The sequence below is a fragment of the Kytococcus aerolatus genome, assembly GCF_900187395.1.
Taxonomy (GTDB): Bacteria; Actinomycetota; Actinomycetes; order Actinomycetales; family Dermatophilaceae; genus Kytococcus; species Kytococcus aerolatus.
Window position 1 is genome coordinate 1,368,735 of record NZ_FYEZ01000001.1, and the last position, 19,276, is coordinate 1,388,010.

Annotated in this window: 12 protein-coding genes; 5 read left to right on the forward strand and 7 right to left on the reverse strand. The window is 73.3% G+C overall.

Annotation, left to right across the window (positions count from 1 at the left end):
* Window positions 1-2: 2 nt before the first annotated feature.
* Window positions 3-1,586: a CCA tRNA nucleotidyltransferase gene (locus CFT82_RS06455; RefSeq protein WP_088818152.1), complete on the forward strand. Its 1,584-nt coding sequence runs from the start codon at window positions 3-5 to the stop codon at window positions 1,584-1,586.
* Between the two features lie 243 nt (window positions 1,587-1,829).
* Here CFT82_RS06455 and CFT82_RS06460 read toward each other — a convergent pair whose 3' ends face one another.
* The gene (locus CFT82_RS06460; RefSeq protein WP_088818153.1) at window positions 1,830-2,048 is read right to left on the reverse strand and encodes a biotin/lipoyl-binding carrier protein; all 219 of its coding nucleotides are present in this window, start codon (window positions 2,046-2,048) and stop codon (window positions 1,830-1,832) included.
* Between the two features lie 83 nt (window positions 2,049-2,131).
* On the opposite strand from CFT82_RS06460, the gene CFT82_RS06465 reads away from it, so the two are divergent.
* Window positions 2,132-3,445 (forward strand): UDP-glucose dehydrogenase family protein, encoded by a 1,314-nt coding sequence (locus CFT82_RS06465; RefSeq protein ID WP_088818154.1) that lies wholly within the window; start codon window positions 2,132-2,134, stop codon window positions 3,443-3,445.
* Window positions 3,446-3,534: 89 nt separating this feature from the next.
* On the opposite strand, the gene CFT82_RS06470 is transcribed toward CFT82_RS06465, so the two are convergent.
* Window positions 3,535-5,274 carry a glycosyltransferase family 4 protein gene (locus tag CFT82_RS06470; protein WP_088818155.1) on the reverse strand — a complete coding sequence of 580 codons (1,740 nt, stop codon included), beginning with the start codon at window positions 5,272-5,274 and terminating at the stop codon, window positions 3,535-3,537.
* Between the two features lie 238 nt (window positions 5,275-5,512).
* Here CFT82_RS06470 and wecB point away from each other — a divergent pair, with 238 nt between their 5' ends.
* The 3 genes from wecB to CFT82_RS06485 all read left to right on the forward strand — a co-directional run bounded on the left by wecB (window position 5,513) and on the right by CFT82_RS06485 (window position 10,796).
* Window positions 5,513-6,622 (forward strand): non-hydrolyzing UDP-N-acetylglucosamine 2-epimerase, encoded by a 1,110-nt coding sequence (gene wecB, locus CFT82_RS06475; protein ID WP_088818156.1) that lies wholly within the window; start codon window positions 5,513-5,515, stop codon window positions 6,620-6,622.
* The gene (locus CFT82_RS06480) at window positions 6,622-8,511 is read left to right on the forward strand and encodes a glycosyltransferase family protein (protein ID WP_088818157.1); all 1,890 of its coding nucleotides are present in this window, start codon (window positions 6,622-6,624) and stop codon (window positions 8,509-8,511) included. The genes wecB and CFT82_RS06480 overlap by 1 nt, the downstream gene beginning before the upstream one ends.
* 128 nt (window positions 8,512-8,639) lie before the next feature.
* Entirely contained in the window at window positions 8,640-10,796 is a 2,157-nt protein-coding gene (locus CFT82_RS06485; protein ID WP_088818158.1) for an acyltransferase family protein, read from the forward strand.
* Between the two features lie 112 nt (window positions 10,797-10,908).
* On the opposite strand, the gene CFT82_RS06490 is transcribed toward CFT82_RS06485, so the two are convergent.
* The 5 genes from CFT82_RS06490 to CFT82_RS06510 are packed head-to-tail and all read right to left on the reverse strand — an operon-like array spanning window position 10,909 to window position 19,245.
* Window positions 10,909-13,080, reverse strand: coding sequence for a glycosyltransferase (locus CFT82_RS06490; protein ID WP_088818159.1), 2,172 nt, complete (start codon window positions 13,078-13,080; stop codon window positions 10,909-10,911).
* Window positions 13,081-13,111: 31 nt separating this feature from the next.
* The gene (locus CFT82_RS06495) at window positions 13,112-16,180 is read right to left on the reverse strand and encodes a glycosyltransferase family protein (RefSeq protein ID WP_088818160.1); all 3,069 of its coding nucleotides are present in this window, start codon (window positions 16,178-16,180) and stop codon (window positions 13,112-13,114) included.
* Between the two features lie 2 nt (window positions 16,181-16,182).
* On the reverse strand, window positions 16,183-17,049 hold the full coding sequence (locus tag CFT82_RS06500) for an ABC transporter ATP-binding protein (protein WP_088818161.1): 867 nt from the start codon (window positions 17,047-17,049) through the stop codon (window positions 16,183-16,185).
* Window positions 17,036-17,983 (reverse strand): ABC transporter permease, encoded by a 948-nt coding sequence (locus tag CFT82_RS06505; RefSeq protein ID WP_088818162.1) that lies wholly within the window; start codon window positions 17,981-17,983, stop codon window positions 17,036-17,038. Before CFT82_RS06505 ends, CFT82_RS06500 begins: the two co-directional genes overlap by 14 nt.
* A complete protein-coding gene (locus CFT82_RS06510; protein WP_088818163.1) occupies window positions 17,980-19,245 on the reverse strand; it encodes a nucleotide sugar dehydrogenase in 1,266 nt (421 codons plus the stop codon). The genes CFT82_RS06505 and CFT82_RS06510 overlap by 4 nt, the downstream gene beginning before the upstream one ends.
* Window positions 19,246-19,276 lie beyond the last annotated feature (31 nt).

The following is a 19,276-nucleotide window of genomic DNA, read 5'->3' on the forward strand; positions in this document are numbered from 1 at the left end:
CGATGCCCGGCCGTGGGCTGGGAGCCGGGCTCGCGCAGCGCCTACACTCGGCGGGCTGGGTGCCCGTCGACCACCGCGTGGAGCGCCCTCCCCAGCGCCCGACAGAGCCCCCGAGACAGATCCGTGGTGACCCCGTGACCGATCCCACCCCGCAGAGCCTGTTGCAGAACGCCGTGAAGCACCTGGCGCCGGTGATGCCGCTCCTCCAGGAGGTTGGTGCGCTCTTCGCCGCGGCCGGGTACGAGCTCGCCCTCGTCGGGGGGCCGGTGCGCGACGCCTTCCTCGGGCGCACCTCCCCGGACCTGGACCTCACCACCGACGCCCGTCCCGACGACATCGAGCGGGTGCTGGCCGGCTGGGCGGACTCCACCTGGGACCTGGGGCGGGCCTTCGGCACCATCGGTGCGCGCAAGGGGCAGGACACCCTGGAGATCACGACCTACCGCTCGGACGTCTACGACCGGGCCACCCGCAAGCCCGAGGTGCGCTTCGGCAACAGCCTCGAGGACGACCTGGTGCGCCGCGACTTCACCGTCAACGCGATGGCGCTGCGCCTGCCGGACCTGACCTTCGTGGACCCCCACGGCGGCCTGGACGCCCTCGCGGACGGGGAGCTGGACACCCCGCAGACGCCCGAGGAGTCCTTCGCCGACGACCCGCTGCGCATGATGCGGGCCTGCCGCTTCGCCGCCCAGCTCGGGCTGGTCCCCGCGCAGCGCGTCATGAGCGCGATGCAGGAGCTGGCCGGGACCCTCGAGATCGTCTCCGCCGAGCGGGTCCGGGACGAGTTCACCAAGCTCATGCTCTCGGTGAACCCCCGGGCCGGCCTGGAGGTCATGTGCCACACCGGGCTGGCCGACCAGGTGGTCCCGGAGATCCCCGCCATGCAGCTGGAGCTCGACGAGCACCACCGGCACAAGGACGTCTACGAGCACTCGCTGACCGTCCTGGAGCAGGCGATGGACCTCGAGGGGCCGCGCGAGGGGGCGGCCGAGGAGGTGCCCTCCCCGGATCTCGTGCTCCGGCTGGCGGCGATCCTCCACGACATCGGCAAGCCCCCGACCCGCCGCTTCCTGCCCGGTGGCGGGGTGAGCTTCCACCACCACGAGCTCGTCGGCGCGAAGATGGCGCGGAAGCGGCTGAAGGCCCTCCGCTACGACAAGGAGACGATCCGTGACGTCTCCCGTCTCGTGGAGCTGCACCTGCGTTTCCACGGGTACGGCGACGGGGAGTGGACCGACTCGGCCGTGCGGCGCTACGTGACCGACGCCGGGCCGCTGCTCTCCCGGCTGCACCTGCTGACCCGCGCCGACTGCACCACGCGCAACCAGCGCAAGGCCCGCCGCCTCGCGCGGGCCTACGACGACCTGGAGCAGCGCATCGACCGGATCCTCGCCGAGGAGGAGCTGGCCGCGGTGCGTCCCGAGCTCAACGGGCACCAGATCATGGAGATTCTGGGGATCGCGCCGGGGCCGGTGCTGGGGGAGGCCTACGAGCACCTGCTGCAGTACCGCCTCGATGCCGGCCCGGTGGGACCCGGGGCCGCGGAGGCGGAGCTGCGCCGCTGGTGGGCGGAGCGCGAGTGACCAGGTGACGCCCGAGAGGTGCACCGGTGCCCCTTTCGGGTGCTGACCCTGGGCGAGAGGCGCACCGGTGCGCACCTGCAGCGTCATCACTGGGCGAGAGGCGCACCGGTGACCGACTCGACCGTCCAGGTGCGTACCGGTGCGCACCTCGGGCCGGGGACGGGATCCTGGCGCGTGAGATGCGGACCGGTGCGCACCTCGCGCGCCGGAGGGATGGCTGGGGAACCCCGCCGGGGCCGGGGCTCAGTCCGAGAGGACCACCAGCGCGTCGCCCTCCTGGACGACGTCGCCGGGGGCCACGTGCACGGCCTCCACGGTGCCGGCGTGCTCGGCCAGCAGCGGGATCTCCATCTTCATGGACTCCAGGAGGGCCACCTCCGAGCCGGCCTCGACGCGCTGCCCCGCCTCCACGTGGACGGCGATGACGTTGGCGACGAGTTCGGAGACGATCTGCTGGCTCATGCCGGCATTCTCCCACCGCCCCAGCCCATCGCATACCCTTGCCCGGAATCGTCAGTGCCCCACGGGGCGGAGGAGGCAGACGCATGCGCGTTGCAGTGATCGGCACCGGCTACCTCGGAGCGGTGCACGCCGCGGGGATGGCCCAGCTCGGCTTCGAGACGGTGGGGGTGGACGTCGACGAGGCCAAGGTCGAGCGCCTGCAATCCGGCCGGAGTCCCTTCTACGAGCCGGGTTTCGACCCGATCCTCGCCGAGCAGGTGGAGTCGGGCCGGCTCCGCTTCACCACGGACTTCTCCCAGATCGCGGACGCCGACGTGGTCTTCATCGGCGTGGGCACCCCGCAGAAGGCCGACTCGCACGCCGCCGACATGACCTACGTGGACGCCGCGGTCGCCTCGATCACCCCGCACCTGAAGGACGGCGCGCTGGTGGCGGGCAAGTCCACCGTGCCGGTGGGCACCGCCCAGCGCCTGGCCGAGTACGTCGCGGAGAACACCCCCGAGGGCGTCACCGCCGAGCTGGCCTGGAACCCCGAGTTCCTGCGTGAGGGCTTCGCGGTCCAGGACACCCTCCACCCCGACCGCCTCGTCTTCGGTGTGACGAGCGAGCGGGCCGAGAAGGTCCTCCGCGAGATCTATGCCAACACCATCGAGGAGGACGGCACCCCGGTCGTGGTCTGCGACCTGCCGACCGCCGAGCTGGTCAAGGTGGCCGCCAACAGCTTCCTCGCCACGAAGATCTCCTTCATCAACGCGATGGCCGAGATCTGCGAGGCTGCCGGGGCGGACGTCACCAAGCTGGCCGACGCGATCGGCCACGACGCCCGCATCGGCCGCAAGTTCCTCAACGCCGGCGTCGGATTCGGCGGCGGCTGCCTGCCCAAGGACATCCGGGCCTTCTCCGCCCGTGCCGGGGAGCTCGGGGCCGGCCACGCGCTGGAGTTCCTCGCCGAGGTGGACAAGATCAACACCCGGCGGCGCGAGCACGTCGTCGACCTGGCCCGAGTCGAGCTCGGGGGCGACCTGCGCGGCCGCCGCGTGGCCGTCCTGGGCGCCTCGTTCAAGCCGAACTCCGACGACGTCCGCGACTCGCCGGCGCTCGCCGTGGCCGGTGCCCTCCACCTCTCCGGCGCCGAGGTCCACGTCTACGACCCGAAGGGCATGGAGAACGCCGCCAAGGTGTACCCGACCCTGACCTACGCGCCCTCGGCCGAGGAGGCCCTCGCCGGCGCGGAGCTGGTCATCCACCTCACCGAGTGGCAGCAGTTCCGCGATCTGGACCCGGCCGCGCTCGTCGGGACCGTGAAGCAGCCGATCGTCATCGACGGCCGCAACGCCCTGGACCCCGAGCTCTGGCGCGGGGCCGGGTGGACCTACATCGGCCTCGGGCGCCCCTGAGCACCCGGCACCGGTGACGACGCCGGGGGCGGACGGGAACCTTCCCGTCCGCCCCCGGCGTCTCCGTGTGCGGGCTCCCGCGGCCCCGGTCAGCCCCCGGTGAGGGAGTCGTAGAGCTCCACGCTGCGGGCGGCGACGACCTCCCAGGTGGCCTCCTCCTCGGCCCACCGGGCCCCGGCGGCCGCAGTGGCCTCCCGGCGAGCACGGGTGGTGGCGTCGGGGAGCATCCACTCGTCCAGCGCGCGGGTCCACGCCGCGGGATCCGGCGCCACCGTGGCGCCGCGCCCGCCGGCGACGAGCTCGGCCAGCGGGGGGAGGTCGGCCACGAGCACCACCGACCGGGCGAACATCGCGCTGAGCGGCTTGAGCGGGGTGACCAGCCGGGTCACCGGGGTGTCCAGCCGGGGGACGCAGAAGAGGTCGAGGACGGCGTTCCAGCCGGGCACCTCCGCGTGCGGGACCCGTCCCACCAGGTGGATCCGCTCGGCGACCCCGGCCGGGAGCCCGGCCCGCTGGGCCTGCAGGGGGGACAGGGCCGGCCCGCCTCCCACCACGACCAGGTGGCCCGGGGCCTCCGGCCGGTTCCGGCAGTGCGCGGCGAAGGCGTCCACGAGCAGCGCGGTGCCCTCGTAGTCGTTGAGCGTGGTGACGGTGCCGGCCACCACCTCGTCCGGCCCGATGCCGAGCGCCTCCCGGTGGGCCCGGGCCCGCTCCAGGGTGGCGGGGGCCCGGCCGGCGGTGATCTCCTCGCGGGGGGCGGCGTTGCCCAGCAGGTGGACCCGGGCCGGGTCGACGCCACGGCCGATGATCTCCTGCCGCATCGTCTCCGAGAGGGTGGTCACGGCGTCGGCCGCCGCCATGCACGCCGTCTCCGCGGCCCGGGCGAGGTGGCGGTGCTCGGCCCCCGGGTCGCCTCCGCGGGAGACCCAGGTCTCTTCGAGGAAGCCGCGCACCTCGTAGACCACCGGGATGCCGAGCCGGCGCCCCACGGTGAGGGCGGCCTGGGCGTTCGTGAAGCGCGAGTGGGCGTGGAGCACCGCGGGGCGGAGCCGCTGCACCAGCCGGGTGAGCTCCTCGACGTGGAGGGCGAGCAGCTCGTCGTCCCGCAGCGGCAGCGAGGGCGGCAGGAGGAGGTGGTGGGGCACCCCGTCGACCGGGTGCTCGGCCCACCGGGGCAGGGCACCGGAGTCCACCGGGAAGCCCGGGCGGGTGACCACCTGCGGGGACCAGCCGAGCCGGGACTGCGCCACGGTGAGGCCGCGGGTGCGCAGCGTGTACCCGGCCTGGGTCCACGGCAGGGAGTTCGTCACCACGTGGAGGACGGAGCGCGGGGTGGCGGCGAGGACGGTGGGGGCCGGGCGCTCCTCCTCCCAGGGGCGGGCACGGAGGGCGGCCAGCTCCCCGAGCACCCGCTCGCGCAGGCTCGCCGCGCCGCGCTCGGTCAGCCCCGCCAGGAGCTCGACGGCGGCACCACGCTCCCCGGCGTCCACCAGCGAGAGGGCCCGGGCGGTGCGTGCCGCCGGGTGGTCGTCGAGGCGCTCCACGGCGATCCGCCGGGCGGTGGGGAGGTGGAGGATCGCGGCCACCCGCAGCACGGCGGGCAGCCCGTCGGCAGGGGACTCGGTGGCGAGCCGCTCGACGGTCTCCCGGGCCCGGGCGTTCTGCCCCGCCGCGTCGAGCGCGAGGGCGCGCAGCGGGCTCTGCGCGGGCAGGATCCGACCGACGGACCCGGCCACCGGTGTCGGGGCGGCGCGCAGCGCCACCGAGAGCAGCTTGCGGGGGTCCGTCGCGAGATGGCGTCGGGCGACGGAGAGGGCCAGCCGGGCCACTGCGAGCCAAGGGGGTGTGATGACGACCTCCGTGCCGGGTCAGGACGGGCGTCGATTCGGCGCCCCCGCGGGGAGCTCCCGCCTCCGTTAGGCTCAGGCACTCTACGTCCGTGGGCCCTCGCTGTCCACGACTCGTGGGGCCGCTCCGCCGGCCTCCCGGTGGGTGCCTTCCGCCGGGACCACGGCTGGGGGAGAATCGAGGCAGCAGCAGCCGACCGACGATTGGATGTCAACGCTCATGAACCCCCTGGTGGTCCACGTGACCGGTGCCCGCCCGAACTTCCCGAAGGTCGCGCCGGTGATGCGCGCCCTGGAGGCCGCTGGCGTGGAGCAGCTCCTCGTCCACACCGGGCAGCACTACGACGAGAAGATGAGCGACGTCTTCTTCCGCCAGCTCGGCATCCCCGAGCCCGACGTGAACCTGGGCGTCGGCTCGGGCACCCACGGCGTGCAGACCGCGAAGGTCATGATGGGCCTGGAGGAGCTCTTCACCGAGCGCCAGCCGGCCCTCGTCGTGGTCTACGGCGACGTGAACTCCACCGTGGCGGCCTCGCTGGTCGCGGCGAAGATGGGCATCGACACCGCCCACGTCGAGGCCGGCCTGCGCTCCTTCGACCTGACCATGCCCGAGGAGATCAACCGTCTGGTCACCGACCGGCTGGCGACCCTGCTGCTGACGACCAGCTCGGACGCCAACGTCCACCTGGGCAACGAGGGCGCCGACCCGCAGGCCGTGCACTTCGTGGGCAACCCGATGATCGACACGCTGCTGTCCAACCTGGAGCGCTACGACACCGAGGCCGCCCTGGCCTCGCTGGGGGACCAGGTGCCCGCCGGGGTGTCCGGCGGCCAGTACGCCGTGGTGACCGTGCACCGTCCCGGCAATGTCGACCTGCCCGAGGACGTCCAGGCCCTGGTGCGCTCCCTGCACTCGGTGGCCGACCGGGTCCCGGTCATCGTGCCGCTGCACCCCCGCGGCCGCACCCGCCTGCAGGAGGCCGGCTTCATGGACCACGAGAACGTCCACGTGGTCGACCCCCTGGGCTACCTGGAGTTCATGGGCCTGGTCCGCGGCGCCGCCCTGGTCGTCACCGACTCCGGCGGCGTGCAGGAGGAGACCACCGTCCTGGGCGTCCCCTGCCTGACGGTCCGCCCGAACACCGAGCGTCCGGTCACCATCACCCACGGCACCAACCAGCTCGTCACCCGCGAGGGCGTGGCCGAGGCCGCCGCCGCCGTCCTCGAGCGCGGCCCGGTGACCGACCACCCCGTCCCCCCGCTGTGGGACGGCCACGCCGGCGAGCGCATCGCCACCGTGATCACCGGCCACCTGGGGATCGACGGCTGATGGGTCCGGCACGTCCCCTGGCCCGGCTGGCACGGCGGGGACGCCGCGTGCTGGGAGCGGCCCTGCGTGACCCGCAGCAGCGGCGGGAGCTGCCCGGGAAGGCGCAGCGCGCCGCCCGCCGGGAGCTCGTCCGGGTGCGGACGCAGGCTGCCCGCCGGGCCGGGGCGCGCGTGCCGCTGCCCGCGGTGGAGATCCCGGACGGGCCGGTCGCCCGCCCAGGCACCCGCGCCGCGGTCGTCCTCGACACCTTCAGCGAGCTCTGCCTGCGCTACGAGTGGGACCAGCACCCGTTGAGCCGCGAGGGCTGGCGGGCCGAGCTGGCGGAGATCCGCCCCCACCTGCTCTTCGTCGAGTCCGCCTGGAACGGCAACGACGGTCAGTGGCGGCTGGCCATGACCGGCGAGGGGGCACCGGCGCAGGAGCTCCGCGAGCTGGTGGCCCACTGCCGCGAGGCCGGCATCCCCACGGTCTTCTGGAACAAGGAGGACCCGCCCAACTACGACCGCTTCCTCGAGACGGCCCGGCTCTTCGACCACGTGTGGACGGTCGACGCCGACCGGATCCCGCGCTACCGCGAGGACCTCGGCCACGACCGGGTCGGTCTCCTGCCCTTCAGCGCCCAGCCGCGCATCCACAACCCCGTGCAGCGCGGCTCCGGCCGGGACCGGGAGGTGGCCTTCGCCGGCAGCTACTTCGCGGACAAGCACCCCGAGCGTCGTGAGCAGATGCACCACCTGCTGGGCGCCGCCCTGGACCAGGGGCTGGAGATCTACTCGCGCCAGGCCGGTGGGGACCGTCGCTACGCCTTCCCCCGCCGCTTCCGACCCGCCGTGGTCGGCTCCCTGCCCTACGAGAAGATGCTCGCCGCCTCGACGGCCTACAAGGTCTTCCTCAACGTCAACTCGGTGACCGCCTCCCCGACGATGTGCGCCCGGCGGCTCTTCGAGCTCTCCGCCGCGCAGACCCCGGTGCTCAGCGGGCCCTCGGCGGCGATCGAGCCCGTCTTCGGCGACACCGTGGCCGTCGCCCGGGACGAGGAGGAGGCCGACGAGCTGCTCCGTGCGCTGCTCCAGCACCCGGAGCTGCGCGACCGGCGCGCGCTCCTGGCCCACCGGCGGGTCTTCGACGCCCACCTGGCCACGCACCGGGTCGCGCAGGTCCTGCAGGGCGTCGGGATCGACTCCCCGCCGAGCGTCCCGACGATCAGCGCGGTCGTCCCGACGATGCGCCCGCACACCGTCGAGCACGTGCTCCGGACGATCAGCACCCAGGTGCACCCCGCGGTCGAGCTCGTCCTCGTGGCCCACGGGGTGGAGATCGACACCGAGCGGGTGCGCTCCACGGCCCGCGAGCTGGGGGTGGAGCAGGTGCAGGTGGTGCACGCCGCCGCGGAGCTCACCCTCGGGGCGGTGATGAACCTCGGCATCGAGGCCGCCGGCGGCCAGTACGTCGCGAAGATGGACGACGACAACCTCTACGGCCCCCACTACCTCTCGGACCTCGTGCGCTCGTTCAGCTGGACGGACGCCCAGGTGGTTGGCAAGTGGGCGCACTACGCGCACCTGCAGGCCAGCGACGCGACCCTCCTGCGCTTCGGGCACGCCGAGCACCGGTACACCGACCTGGTGCAGGGCGGGACCATGCTCATCCCCCGGGAGGTGGCCACGGAGCTGCGCTTCGAGGACCTGCCCCGCCGCGTCGACACGACCTTCTGCCAGAAGGTGCAGCGCGCCGGTGGCCGGGTCTACTCCGCCGACCGCTTCAACTTCGTCTCCGTCCGGGGAGCCTCCCCGGACGCCCACACCTGGACCATCACCGACCGCGAGCTGCTCGCGAAGCGTGGCCGCCTCGTCTTCTTCGGGGACCCCACCGGCCACGTGATGGTCTGAGCCGGACCCCGCCCGCCACCGCCGGAGGCGATGGAACTTCCCGGTCCGGCCTGACATGATCGGCCAGTTCATCGCGCAGCGAGCGGCTCCCACGGAGCACGGACGCGTCCGCGTCAGGAGGAGAACTGATGACTGCCCACGGCCTTCCCGCGGCCCCGTCGACCACGGACCGCCCGGCCAACACCCCGAACCCCAAGGTCTTCCGCGGTGACATCGAGGGCCTGCGCGCCATCGCCGTGGGCCTGGTCCTGCTGCACCACGTGCACTTTCCCGGGGTCACCGGGGGCTTCGCCGGCGTGGACATCTTCTTCGTGATCTCCGGGTACCTCATCACCGCGGGGCTCCTCAAGGAGGTCCGCTCCACCGGCACGGTCTCGTTGCCGAAGTTCTACGCCCGCCGGGCCCGCCGCCTGCTGCCCGCCGCCTCGCTGGTGCTCGTGTTCACCGCGGTGGTGGGCTGGTTCGTCATGGCGCGCAGCGCCCTGGCCGACCTCGCCAACGACGTCCTGGCGGCCACCTTCTACGTCGTCAACTGGTCGTTGGCGATGCGGGAGGTCGACTACCTCGCCGAGGACGCCGCGCCCTCCCCGCTGCAGCACTACTGGTCGCTCTCGGTCGAGGAGCAGTTCTACGTCGTCTGGCCGGTGCTCATCATCATCGGTGCCTTCATCGCCCGGCGCCTGGGGCGTCGCCGGATGACCGTCATCGGCCTGCTGCTGGTGCTCATGCTCGGTGCGAGCCTCGTGCACTCCGTCCTGCACACCGCCTCCGACCCGGCGACCGCCTACTTCTTCACCACGACCCGTGTCTGGGAGCTCGCCGTGGGTGCGCTGGTGGCCTACCTGGCCGACCGGGCCCGGAGCATCCCGCGCGCCGTGGCCGAGGTGATGACCGCCGTCGGCGTCGTGGCCCTGGCCGTGGCGGCCCTGGCCTACACCACCTCCACCCCGTGGCCGGGCAGCGCCGCCCTGCTGCCGGTGCTGGGCACCGCGGCGGTGATCCTCGCCGGGTGCAGCACCCCGGACACCCTCGTCGGACGGCTGCTGGGTGTGTCCCCGATGCGCTTCATCGGTGGCATCTCCTACGCCCTCTACCTGTGGCACTGGCCGCTGCTGATCTTCCTGGAGGAGCTGCGCCCCGGGTCCGGCCTGCTCACCCGCCTGGCGGTCGTGGGTCTGGCGATCGCCCTCTCCTGGGGCACCAAGCTGCTGCTGGAGGACCCGATCCGGTACCACAAGGCGCTCTCGGCCTCCGTGCCCAAGGCGCTGCTCATGGGTGGTACCGCCATGGCCATCACCGCTCTCGTGGGTGGTGCCGTCTGGATGGGTGCCCCCAAGCTCACCCACTCCCCGGACAGCGCGAAGGGCGCCGTCGCCCTGGTGCCGGAGGACCAGTGGTCGGCGGCGAAGGACTCCGGGGAGGGGGCCGGCGAGAGCCTGCTCATCGCCGACCCCTCCTCGCAGGTCACGACCTCCGGCTCGGTCTACCCCGAGCCCGCCCTGGCCCCGGAGGACGTGCCGAGCGCCTACGAGGACGAGTGCCAGGCCATGCAGGAGGACACCACGCCCCCCGGCCGGGACGACTGCGTCTACGGCGCGGCCGACGGGAAGACCCGGGTCGCGGTGGTCGGTGACTCGAAGATGGTCCAGTGGCTCCCGGCCCTGGAGGCCATCGCCCGGGCCGAGGACTGGCGCCTCGAGGTGTACAACAAGTCCGCCTGCTCGCTGAGCACCGAGGGCAAGTACGACGAGTGCGAGCAGTACAACGAGGCCCTCGTGGAGCAGCTCGCCGCGGACGCCCCCGACATGGTCATCACCTCGGCGGGGGACACGGTGAACACCGAGTCGATCGCCCAGAGCATGGTGGAGCACCTCACCACCCTGCAGGACGCCGGGGCACAGATCGTCCTGGTGGCCGACAACCCCTCCACCCGGAAGGGTGATCTCGAGGGCGACCAGTCCGTGTACCAGTGCATGGAGGAGAACCCGGACGACTTCTCCGCCTGCTCGTTCCCGGCGAACGACGAGAACGGCAACATGACCCTGGAGAAGGTCGACGAGGCGATGTCCGGGGTGGAGTACGTCGACGTGAACGACTACCTGTGCCCGCCCGGGGACGACTGCCCGGCGGCCATCGGCGGCATGACCATCTACCGCCAGGGATCGCACGTCACCGCCTCGTACGTCCGCTCGCTGACCCCGATGCTGCACCGGGCCCTCATCCAGCACGGCGTGGCGCACGCGGACGAGGTCCCGCTGGAGGTCTCCGAGGAGCCCGCCGAGTGAGGACCCGGTGGGGCGGGCCACGTCCGCCCCACCGGCTGCACGGCTGAGGCCCGGCACCCCGTGGGGTGCCGGGCCTCAGCCGTGCAGCGTGCGCCGGCGCACGCGGGATCCCTCAGTCGCGGCCGAGCACCCGGTGGTAGGCGTCGTCGGCGATGGTCACGACATCGGACCAGTCCCGGTGCTCCAGGACCCACTCCCGGGCCTGACGGCCCATCTGCTGGCGCAGCTCGGGGGAGTCCAGGTAGCGGCGCAGGCAGGACGCGAGGTCCTCGGCGCTGCCCTTCTCGAAGACCAGGCCGCGCTCGTCGGGGGCGACGATCTCGGTGAGGGCCGCCACCGAGGAGGAGATGACCGCCTTGCCCATGGCCATCGACTCGAAGGGCTTGATCGGGCTGATGAGCTCGCACACCGGCAGCGGCAGGCGCGTGAACGGGGTGATGTCGAAGAGCGACAGGTAGCGCGGCACCTCCGAGTGCGGGACGCGACCGGTGAAGGTCACCACGTCCCCCAGCTCGAGCTCGGCGGCCAGGCCGTGCAGCCGGGCCTGGTGGTGGCCGTCGCCGACGATGATCACGTGGAAGTCGTCCCGCTCCCGGCGCAGCTCGTCGGCGGCCCGGAGGATGAGCTCGATGCCCTCGTAGTCCACGAGGCCACCGGCGTACCCGATGACGACCTTGCCCTCCACGCCCAGCTCGGCGGCGAGCTCGACGTCGCGCCCGCGCGGCTCGAAGTTCGCGGTGTGCACACCGTTGGGCAGAACCACGATCCGGTCGGCAGGGCCCCCGCGGCGGATCATCTCCTCCCGCAGCGCCTCGGTGATGACGAACGTGAGATCGGCGTTGCGCACGATGTGGTTCTCGAGCTCGGTCATGTACGCGTAGGACTCGGTCTGCTCGAAGTTCGGGCGGCGGGAGACCTTCATGAGGTCCTCCAGCCCGCGCATCTCGTAGACGAAGGGGATGCCCAGGCGGCGGGCCGCCTGCAGGCCCGCCAGACCGTTGTTCTGGAAGCTGCTGGCGTGGATCAGCGAGGCGCGGTGGCGCACGGCGTGCTCGGCGATCCGGTCGGCGAAGCGGTTGATGTACGAGGCCAGCGGCGTGTTGTCGTAGACGCGCTCGCCCGGCTCCAGCAGGCGGTGGTAGGCGATCCCGTCCACCACGTCCACCGGGGCCACGTAGGTCTTGCTCTTGGGCGACCAGCGGTCGTACGGGAAGCCCAGCCGGGTCACGGCCTCCATGTCCCAGCCGAGATCGCGCAGACCGGTGATGACGCCGTGGGAGCGGGTGGCGTACCCCCCGGACTGGTGGGGCAGGCTCTGCGCCAGCACGCTGAGGACGGCGCGGGGGCGCGGCTCGTAGGCCGGCTCCGGGCGGGCCTCGTAGACCGGCCAGCCGTGGTCCACGACGGCCAGCTGGTCGCTGGCGGTGCGGTGGATGGCCCGGGCGTCCTTCTGCCCGCGACGGTGGCTGATGGCCCGGCCGGCGAGCACCTCGGCGGCCCGCAGGTGGCCGGCGCGCAGGGCCGCCTTGGCCGCCCACATCACCGGGCGGGTCGGGAAGTCCTGCTGCTCGCAGCGGTGGAACTCCATCATCCGCCGCAGCTCCTCGAAGTCCCCGAGGTGCGTGAGCAGGGAGACCGCCACGGCCAGCCCGTCCGGGCCGGTGGTCGCCAGGTCCCGCGCGATGTCGCGGATCTCGTCCTCGTCCTGGTGGACCATGAGGATGGAGTCCCGGCGGACCTGCACCATGCTCGTGGAGTCGGTGGAGATCGGCCAGGTCCGCACGTTGTCCAGGAAGCGCTGGGTGAGCTCCTGGTCGGGGGTGCGGAAGGTCTTCATGAGCCGGGCCGCGTCGGTCTTGTTGGTGGCCTTGACGCGGGTGGCCTTCTCCAGCAGCTCCCGGCGCCCGGTGTCCACGCCCAGCCGGTCCAGCAGCTGCAGGTGACGGCCCAGGGCCCCGGCGTCCGGCTGGTCACCGCGGGTGGAGTGCTCGGCGGCGGCGACCGCCTCGTCGTGCCGACCCAGGGCCGCCAGGGCGCTGGCCCGCATCGAGTGGCCCTTGGGGTTCAGCGAGGCCGGGTCCACCGCGTCCAGCACGGCCAGGGCGCGGTCCGGGGCGGCGTTGTCCTTGAGCTCGTGGTGGGCACGGTAGAGGAGCACCCGCTGGCCCACCGAGCCACCGGCCTGCGGGAGCGAGGCCACCGGTCGGACGGGCAGGTGCTGGACGGCGCTGCGGGCGGCCGCCTTCGCGTGGCCACGCAGGGCGGCGGGGTTCAGGGAGGGCATGGTTCCTTTCGAGGGCCTCGGGGCCGGTGGGTCAGAGGGAGGCGTGCGGGCGGGGGTCGCCGTAGAACTGCAGGTCCCCGGTGGCCGTCATGAAGGTCGAGTCGGTGACCGTCCAGGTGTGGGCGGTGCGGTCGGTGCCGCGGATCGACACGAAGTTGTAGCGGTCCGCCGAGTAGACGGTGGCGCCCTCGGCCATCGAGCGGTCGAGGATGTCGGAGTCCACGGCGCGGGGGATGTCGCTGAAGCGGACCGAGCGGACCAGGTCGCCGTCGAAGAGCATCGCCCCGCCCTGGATGCGGCGCTCGTAGGAGTGCTCGGAGTCCGGGTAGCGCAGGACGACCGCACCGGTGGAGCGCAGCCACACCAGGTGGCACCACTTGCCGACGATCGAGGCGTCGGTGTACGTGAAGGCCTCGACGAGGTCCGAGAGATAGCCCGGGCCGTAGAAGTTGTCGTCGTCCATCTTGGCGACGTACCGGCCGGAGGCGGCGTCGACGCCGAGGTTCATGCAGGCCCCCAGGGTGAGCTCCTGGTCGGCCCGCACGATGACGAGCTCCCGCACCCCGGCCTCGGTGGCCCGGCCCCGCAGGGCGTCCTCGTCGACCTGCAGGCCGTGCAGGACGAGCACGAGCTCGGTCTCCTGGTGGCGCTGGCGGCCGATGTTCGCGAAGACGTTGTCCAGCTCGTGCTCCCGGTTGGTGGGGACGACGGCGGAGACGGTGACGTCGCGGCGGGGCAGCTCCACCCCGGCGGCACCCAGCAGGGTGGCGGCGCGGTGGCCGGCGGTGTGGTGGGCGAGCACCTCGCGGTGCAGCAGGTGCCCCTCGCGGCTGCGCAGCTCCGGCTGCTGCATGCGGGCCACGACCTCGCTGCGGAAGTGCTTCTGGTCGGCGGCCACCGGGATCTCGCGGCCGAGCTCGCCGGGCAGGCGCCCACCGAGGCCGGCCGGGGTCACCATCGGGGTGGCGCTCGCGGCGGCGGCCACGGCCGTCCAGGCAGCCTGCGGGGAAGTGGCGCTCAGGTCGGTGAGGACACCGGCGCGGGGGAGGTGGCCCAGGCCCTCGGCGCGGGAGCCGGCGCGCTGGACGCGCTTCTCCAGGCTGGTGGGCAGGGTCACCAGGCTCGACTTGCCCGGCAGGCGGACCACCGGGGTCTCGGCCTCGGGCAGGGGCTTGAGGCCGTCGGCCAGGATCTCCTGCAGGGCGCTGCCATCCGCCAGGGAGGAGAAGCCGTCGACCACGGTCAGGGCCTGCCCGGTGCGGGCCCCGATGCCGCCCTCGGCGACCGGGTTGGCCAGGCGCGGCTGGGCGGCCGGCTCGAGCAGCCCGACCTCCCGGCCCCACGCCGCGGCGGCCTCGTCACGGAGCTCGGGGGAGCTGGCGTACAGGTGGTCGACCCCCTGCAGCCAAGGCAGCTCCGGGAGCGGACCGGAGGTGACCCACAGCGCCACCGGCACCGAGCGCTCCCGCGCGGCGGAGACCACCGCGGAGACCGGCTCCTGGTCGCGGCCCATGCCGGGCACCAGCCCGTTCTGGAGCTGCAGCAGGGCCAGCTGCGCACCCTCCAGGGCGGCGTGCTCCCGGTCGGAGCGGTCGAGGGTGCGCTGGTCCCACTCGAAGGCCATGAGCTCGGCGAGGTCCGGGGAGAGGGCGACCGCCACGACGGCGTCGGCGGCGGGCAGGCCCCGGGAGGCCGGTCGGGCCGTCGGGAGCTCCTCCGCCGGAGCGTCCGCGGCGTCCTCCTGCGGGGCCGGGGTGCGCGGCTCCTGCGCCGGAGCGGGCGCGGCCCCCCGGGATCCCAGGACGCGGCGCGCAGCGCGTCGGGCCAGTCGGGCCGGGTCGCGCAGGGCGGCGGGAACGGTGCTGTTGGCCATCGTGATCTCCAAGGGGTAGAGCGCGGTCAGCGTGACGATATCGCGAGGGAAGCGGTGCTCCCGTGGGGGAATCGGTGCGCCGGGGGGTTGCGGGGGAGCCGGGGGGCAGGGGGCGCCGCCGGCCACGGCGCGCAGGGCGTCGAGGAAGACCGGGGCGGTGGACCACCAGGAGTGCTCGGCGACGGCCCGCTCCCGGCCCGCGGCGCCCAGCCGGGCCCGGGTGGTGTCGTCCCGGCGCCAGGCGAGCAGCTGCTCGAGGGCGGGACCGACACCGGCCGGGCCGAAGGGCACCACGGCGCCGCAGCGCCCCTGCTCCACCTCCGCCACCGCCAGCGGCAGGGGGGTGGTGAGGACCGGCAGACCGTGGGCCATGTACTCGAGGACCTTGGTCGGCATCGAGTGGCGGAAGTTCGGGGCGTCGTGCAGCAGGGAGACCCCGGCCAGGGCGCCCGGGAGCAGCTCGGCGGCCCGGGCGTTGGGCACGAACCCGTGGTGGACGAGGTCGCCGCGCTCGTGGGCGGCGGCCAGCTGGTCGGCGCACTCCCCGGTGGCCGGCCCGATGACGTGCAGGGTGCAGGCGCCCCCGGTGGCCTCCCGGAGCCCGCCGCCCAGCGCCACGAGCTCGGCGGCGCCCCGCAGCCGGGTGACATTCCCCAGGTAGACGACGCGCTCCTCGCCCGGCCCCGGGACGGGCCCCTCCGGCACGGGCACGCTGTTCGGGACGACCGTGTGCGGGCGGGAGAAGCGCTCCGCGTAGGCGTGCTCGGCCAGCAGCAGGGTCAGGTGACGCTCGGCGACCCGCTCCAGGAGGCGCACGAGGCGTGCCGCCCAGCCCCCGGTCGGGCCGGGCAGGTAGCGCCGGGTGGGCAGGGCCGCCGCCGGGTCCTCGTGCACGTCCCACACCACCCGGTCGGCCACCCCGGAGCCGGGGACGGCCAGCAGCAGCTCGGGGTCGTGCAGGAGCACGACGTCGTGCGCGCGCCCCTCGGTGCGCAGCAGCCGGCGGGCGGCGCGCAGGGCCGCTCCCCGCCGCAGCCCCCGGGCGTGCGGGAGGTCGATGCCGCGCAGGGCCCGCTCGGCGGTGGGGGCGGGCGGTCGCATCCCGTGGGCGGAGAAGGCCCCGGCCTGCGTCACCTGCCACCCGGCAGCCAGCATCGCCTCGATCTGGCGCTCGCGGATCCGCGCGTCCCCCGGGTGGTGGACGGTGCTGACGACCAGGACCCGCACGCTCAACCCTCCGACGAGGGCTTCGGCGTCGCGGCCGTCTGCGCCTTGGCCTCCGCCCGCGCCTTGGCGCGGCGCCACCGGGCACGACGGGCCTCGAGGCTGTCCTCCTCGTACGCGGCCAGGACCTCCTCGGCCGGTCCGTCCATCCGGATCCGCCCGGCGTCCATCCACAGGGCGCGGTCGCACTGACGACGGATCGTGGCGTTGGAGTGGCTCACCATGAACACGGTGCCGGCCTCCTGCCGGATCTGCGCGATCCGCTCCTGGGCCCGCTCCTTGAAGTCCGCGTCACCCGTGGCCAGCGCCTCGTCGACGACGAGGACGTCCGGCACCACGGCGGTGGAGATCGCGAAGCGCAGGCGGGCCGCCATGCCCGAGGAGTAGGACTTCATCGGCAGGTTCACGGCGTCACCGAGGCCGGAGAACTCGATGATCGAGTCGAGCCGCTCGGTGACCTCCCGCCGGCTCAGGCCCAGCGCCTGGCACCCGATCTGGATGTTGCGCACCCCGGAGAGGGCCGGCATGAGCACGGCGTTCACCCCGAGCAGGGTGCTGCGGCCCTGCACCCAGATGCGCCCGGAGGTCGGGGGCAGCAGACCCGCGATGGCGCGCAGGAGGGTCGACTTGCCCGAGCCGTTGCGGCCGATGAGCCCGATCGACTCCCCCTCGTGGGCCACGAAGGTGACGTCGCGGACGGCGTGGACCATGCCCTGCCCGCCACCGATGGCCCGGTGACCGGCGCGGGCGATCGCGCTGCGACGGCCGGAGTCGGTCGTCTGGGCGGCGCGGTGCTCGCCGGTGCCGAAGACGCGGTAGTGGACGTCGACGTGGTCGACGACGACCGTGGGGGGTGCCTCAGCCGCGGCCATAGGTGCCCTCCCCCCGCCAGAACCAGATCATGCCGACGGCCGGCAGCACCACGGCCCACGCGGCCGCCGCGCCCCAGGTCGCCGGGTCCACCGGGGACTCCCCCATGAGGCTCTGCCGCACCAGGTTCAGGACCACCGCGATCGGCTGGTAGGTCATGACCGTCACCAGCCAGTCCGGTGCACCGGAGGAGGACAGGTAGTGGTCCACGCTGTAGAAGACGCCGGAGACGTAGCGGAGCAGGCGGATCACCAGGGGGATGAAGTTCGCCGCGTCCCGCGAGTCGTGGACGACGCGCGACAGCACGAGCCCGATGCCCATCGAGATCATGCTCGTCATGAGCAGGGCCACCGGGAAGAGCAGCCACTTCAGGCTCGGCCGCTCCCCGGTGAGCACCATGATCACCATGAGCACCGCGAAGGTGGGGGCGGCGGCCACCATCTCCGTGAGCACCTTCGCGACGGGCAGCAGCGCCCGGGGGAAGGACAGGGAGCGCACCAGGTTCACCGACCCCGTGACGGCCTTGGAGCCGGAGCTCATGACCGTGGAGAGGAAGGTGAAGGTGAAGATCCCGGAGGTCAGGAAGCCGACGTAGTTCTCCGTGCCGCCCCGGGTGCCCAGGAGCAGACCGAAGATCAGGTAGTAGGCGCCGGCCAGGAGGATCGGGTTGAGCACCGTCCACACCTGGCCGAGGCGGGACTCCTGGGTCTTCGCGAAGGCCTGGGCGGTGGCCAGGGTCCAGAGGAACTGGCGCCGCCCCCACAGGTCCCGCAGGTACTGCCCGAACGGGGGGCGGTGGCCGACCCGGGTCAGTCCGTGGCGGCGGGCGATCTCCTCCAGCTCGGCCGAGCTGGGAACACGCGCAGCCGCCCCGGCGGCTGACGTTCCGTCAGTCGGCAGGGCGGCGGGGAGGTCCCCCGTGGGGGATGGGCTCACAGGCGCTGGGAGGTCTCGGAGTCGGTGGTGACGCCGCGGGTGTCGAGGAAGCGCACGGCGGCCTCGGAGAGGGCCTGGGCGTCGTACTCGCGGTGGTTCTGGACCAGGATGGTCAGGTCGGCCTTCTTCACGCCCTCCAGCGCGTCGGTGACCTTGGTGGCGTCGTCGCCCAGGGCCTTCCACTGCTCGACCTTGGGGTCGTGGAACTGGACGGTGGCGCCCTTGGCGGCCAGGGCCTGGGCCAGGGGGACGGCCGGGGACTCGCGCTGGTCGGCGATGTTCGGCTTGTAGGTGACGCCCAGGAGCAGGACGGTGGCGCCCTTGAGGGCCTTGCCGTCCTCGTTGAGGGCGTCCTGGGCGCGGGAGACCACGTAGGCGGGCATCCGGGTGTTGATCTCCTGGGCCAGCTCCACGAAGCGGAAGGGGTAGCCCAGGCGGGAGCGCACGTTGTGGCTCAGGTAGTTCGGGTCGATCGGGATGCAGTGGCCGCCGACGCCGGGGCCGGGGTAGAAGGCCTGGAAGCCGAAGGGCTTGGTCTTGGCGGCCTCGATGACGTCCCACAGGTCGATGCCCAGCTCGTGGCAGAAGCCGGCCATCTCGTTGACCAGGGCGATGTTGATGTGCCGGTAGGTGTTCTCCAGCAGCTTGGCGGTCTCGGCCTCGCGGGTGCCCTTGGCGCGCACGACGGTGTCGACGAAGGACTCGTAGAAGGCGGCCGCGGCGTTGCCGCACTCGGGGGTGTAGCCGCCGACGACCTTGGGGGTGTTCTTCGCGCCGAACTTCTCGTTGCCCGGGTCGATGCGCTCGGGGGAGAAGGCCAGGTGGAAGTCCTTCCCGGCGGTCAGGCCGGAGAGCTCCTCGAGGATGGGGCGCACGACCTCGTCGGTGGTGCCCGGGTAGGTGGTGGACTCCAGGATGACGGTCATGCCGGGCTGGAGGTTGCGGCCGATGGTGGCGGTGGCCCCCTCGACGGCGCGCAGGTCGGGGCCGCCCTCGTCGGACAGGGGGGTCGGCACGCAGATCACGACGGTCTTGGCCCCGGCGATGACGGTCTCGTCCGTGGAGGCCCGGTAGCCGGTGGCGAGCATCTCGGCGATGTCGGCGTCGGACAGGTCGTCCACGTGCGAGACCCCCGAGTTCAGGGCGTCCACCAGGGACTGGGTGATGTCGAAGCCCACCACCGACAGGCCGGCCTTGGCCGCCTCCTGCGCGAGCGGAAGGCCCACATATCCCTGGCCGACGATCACAACGTCAGTAGTCACACGAACTCCTTCAAAGGTCTGCCTGCGTCAC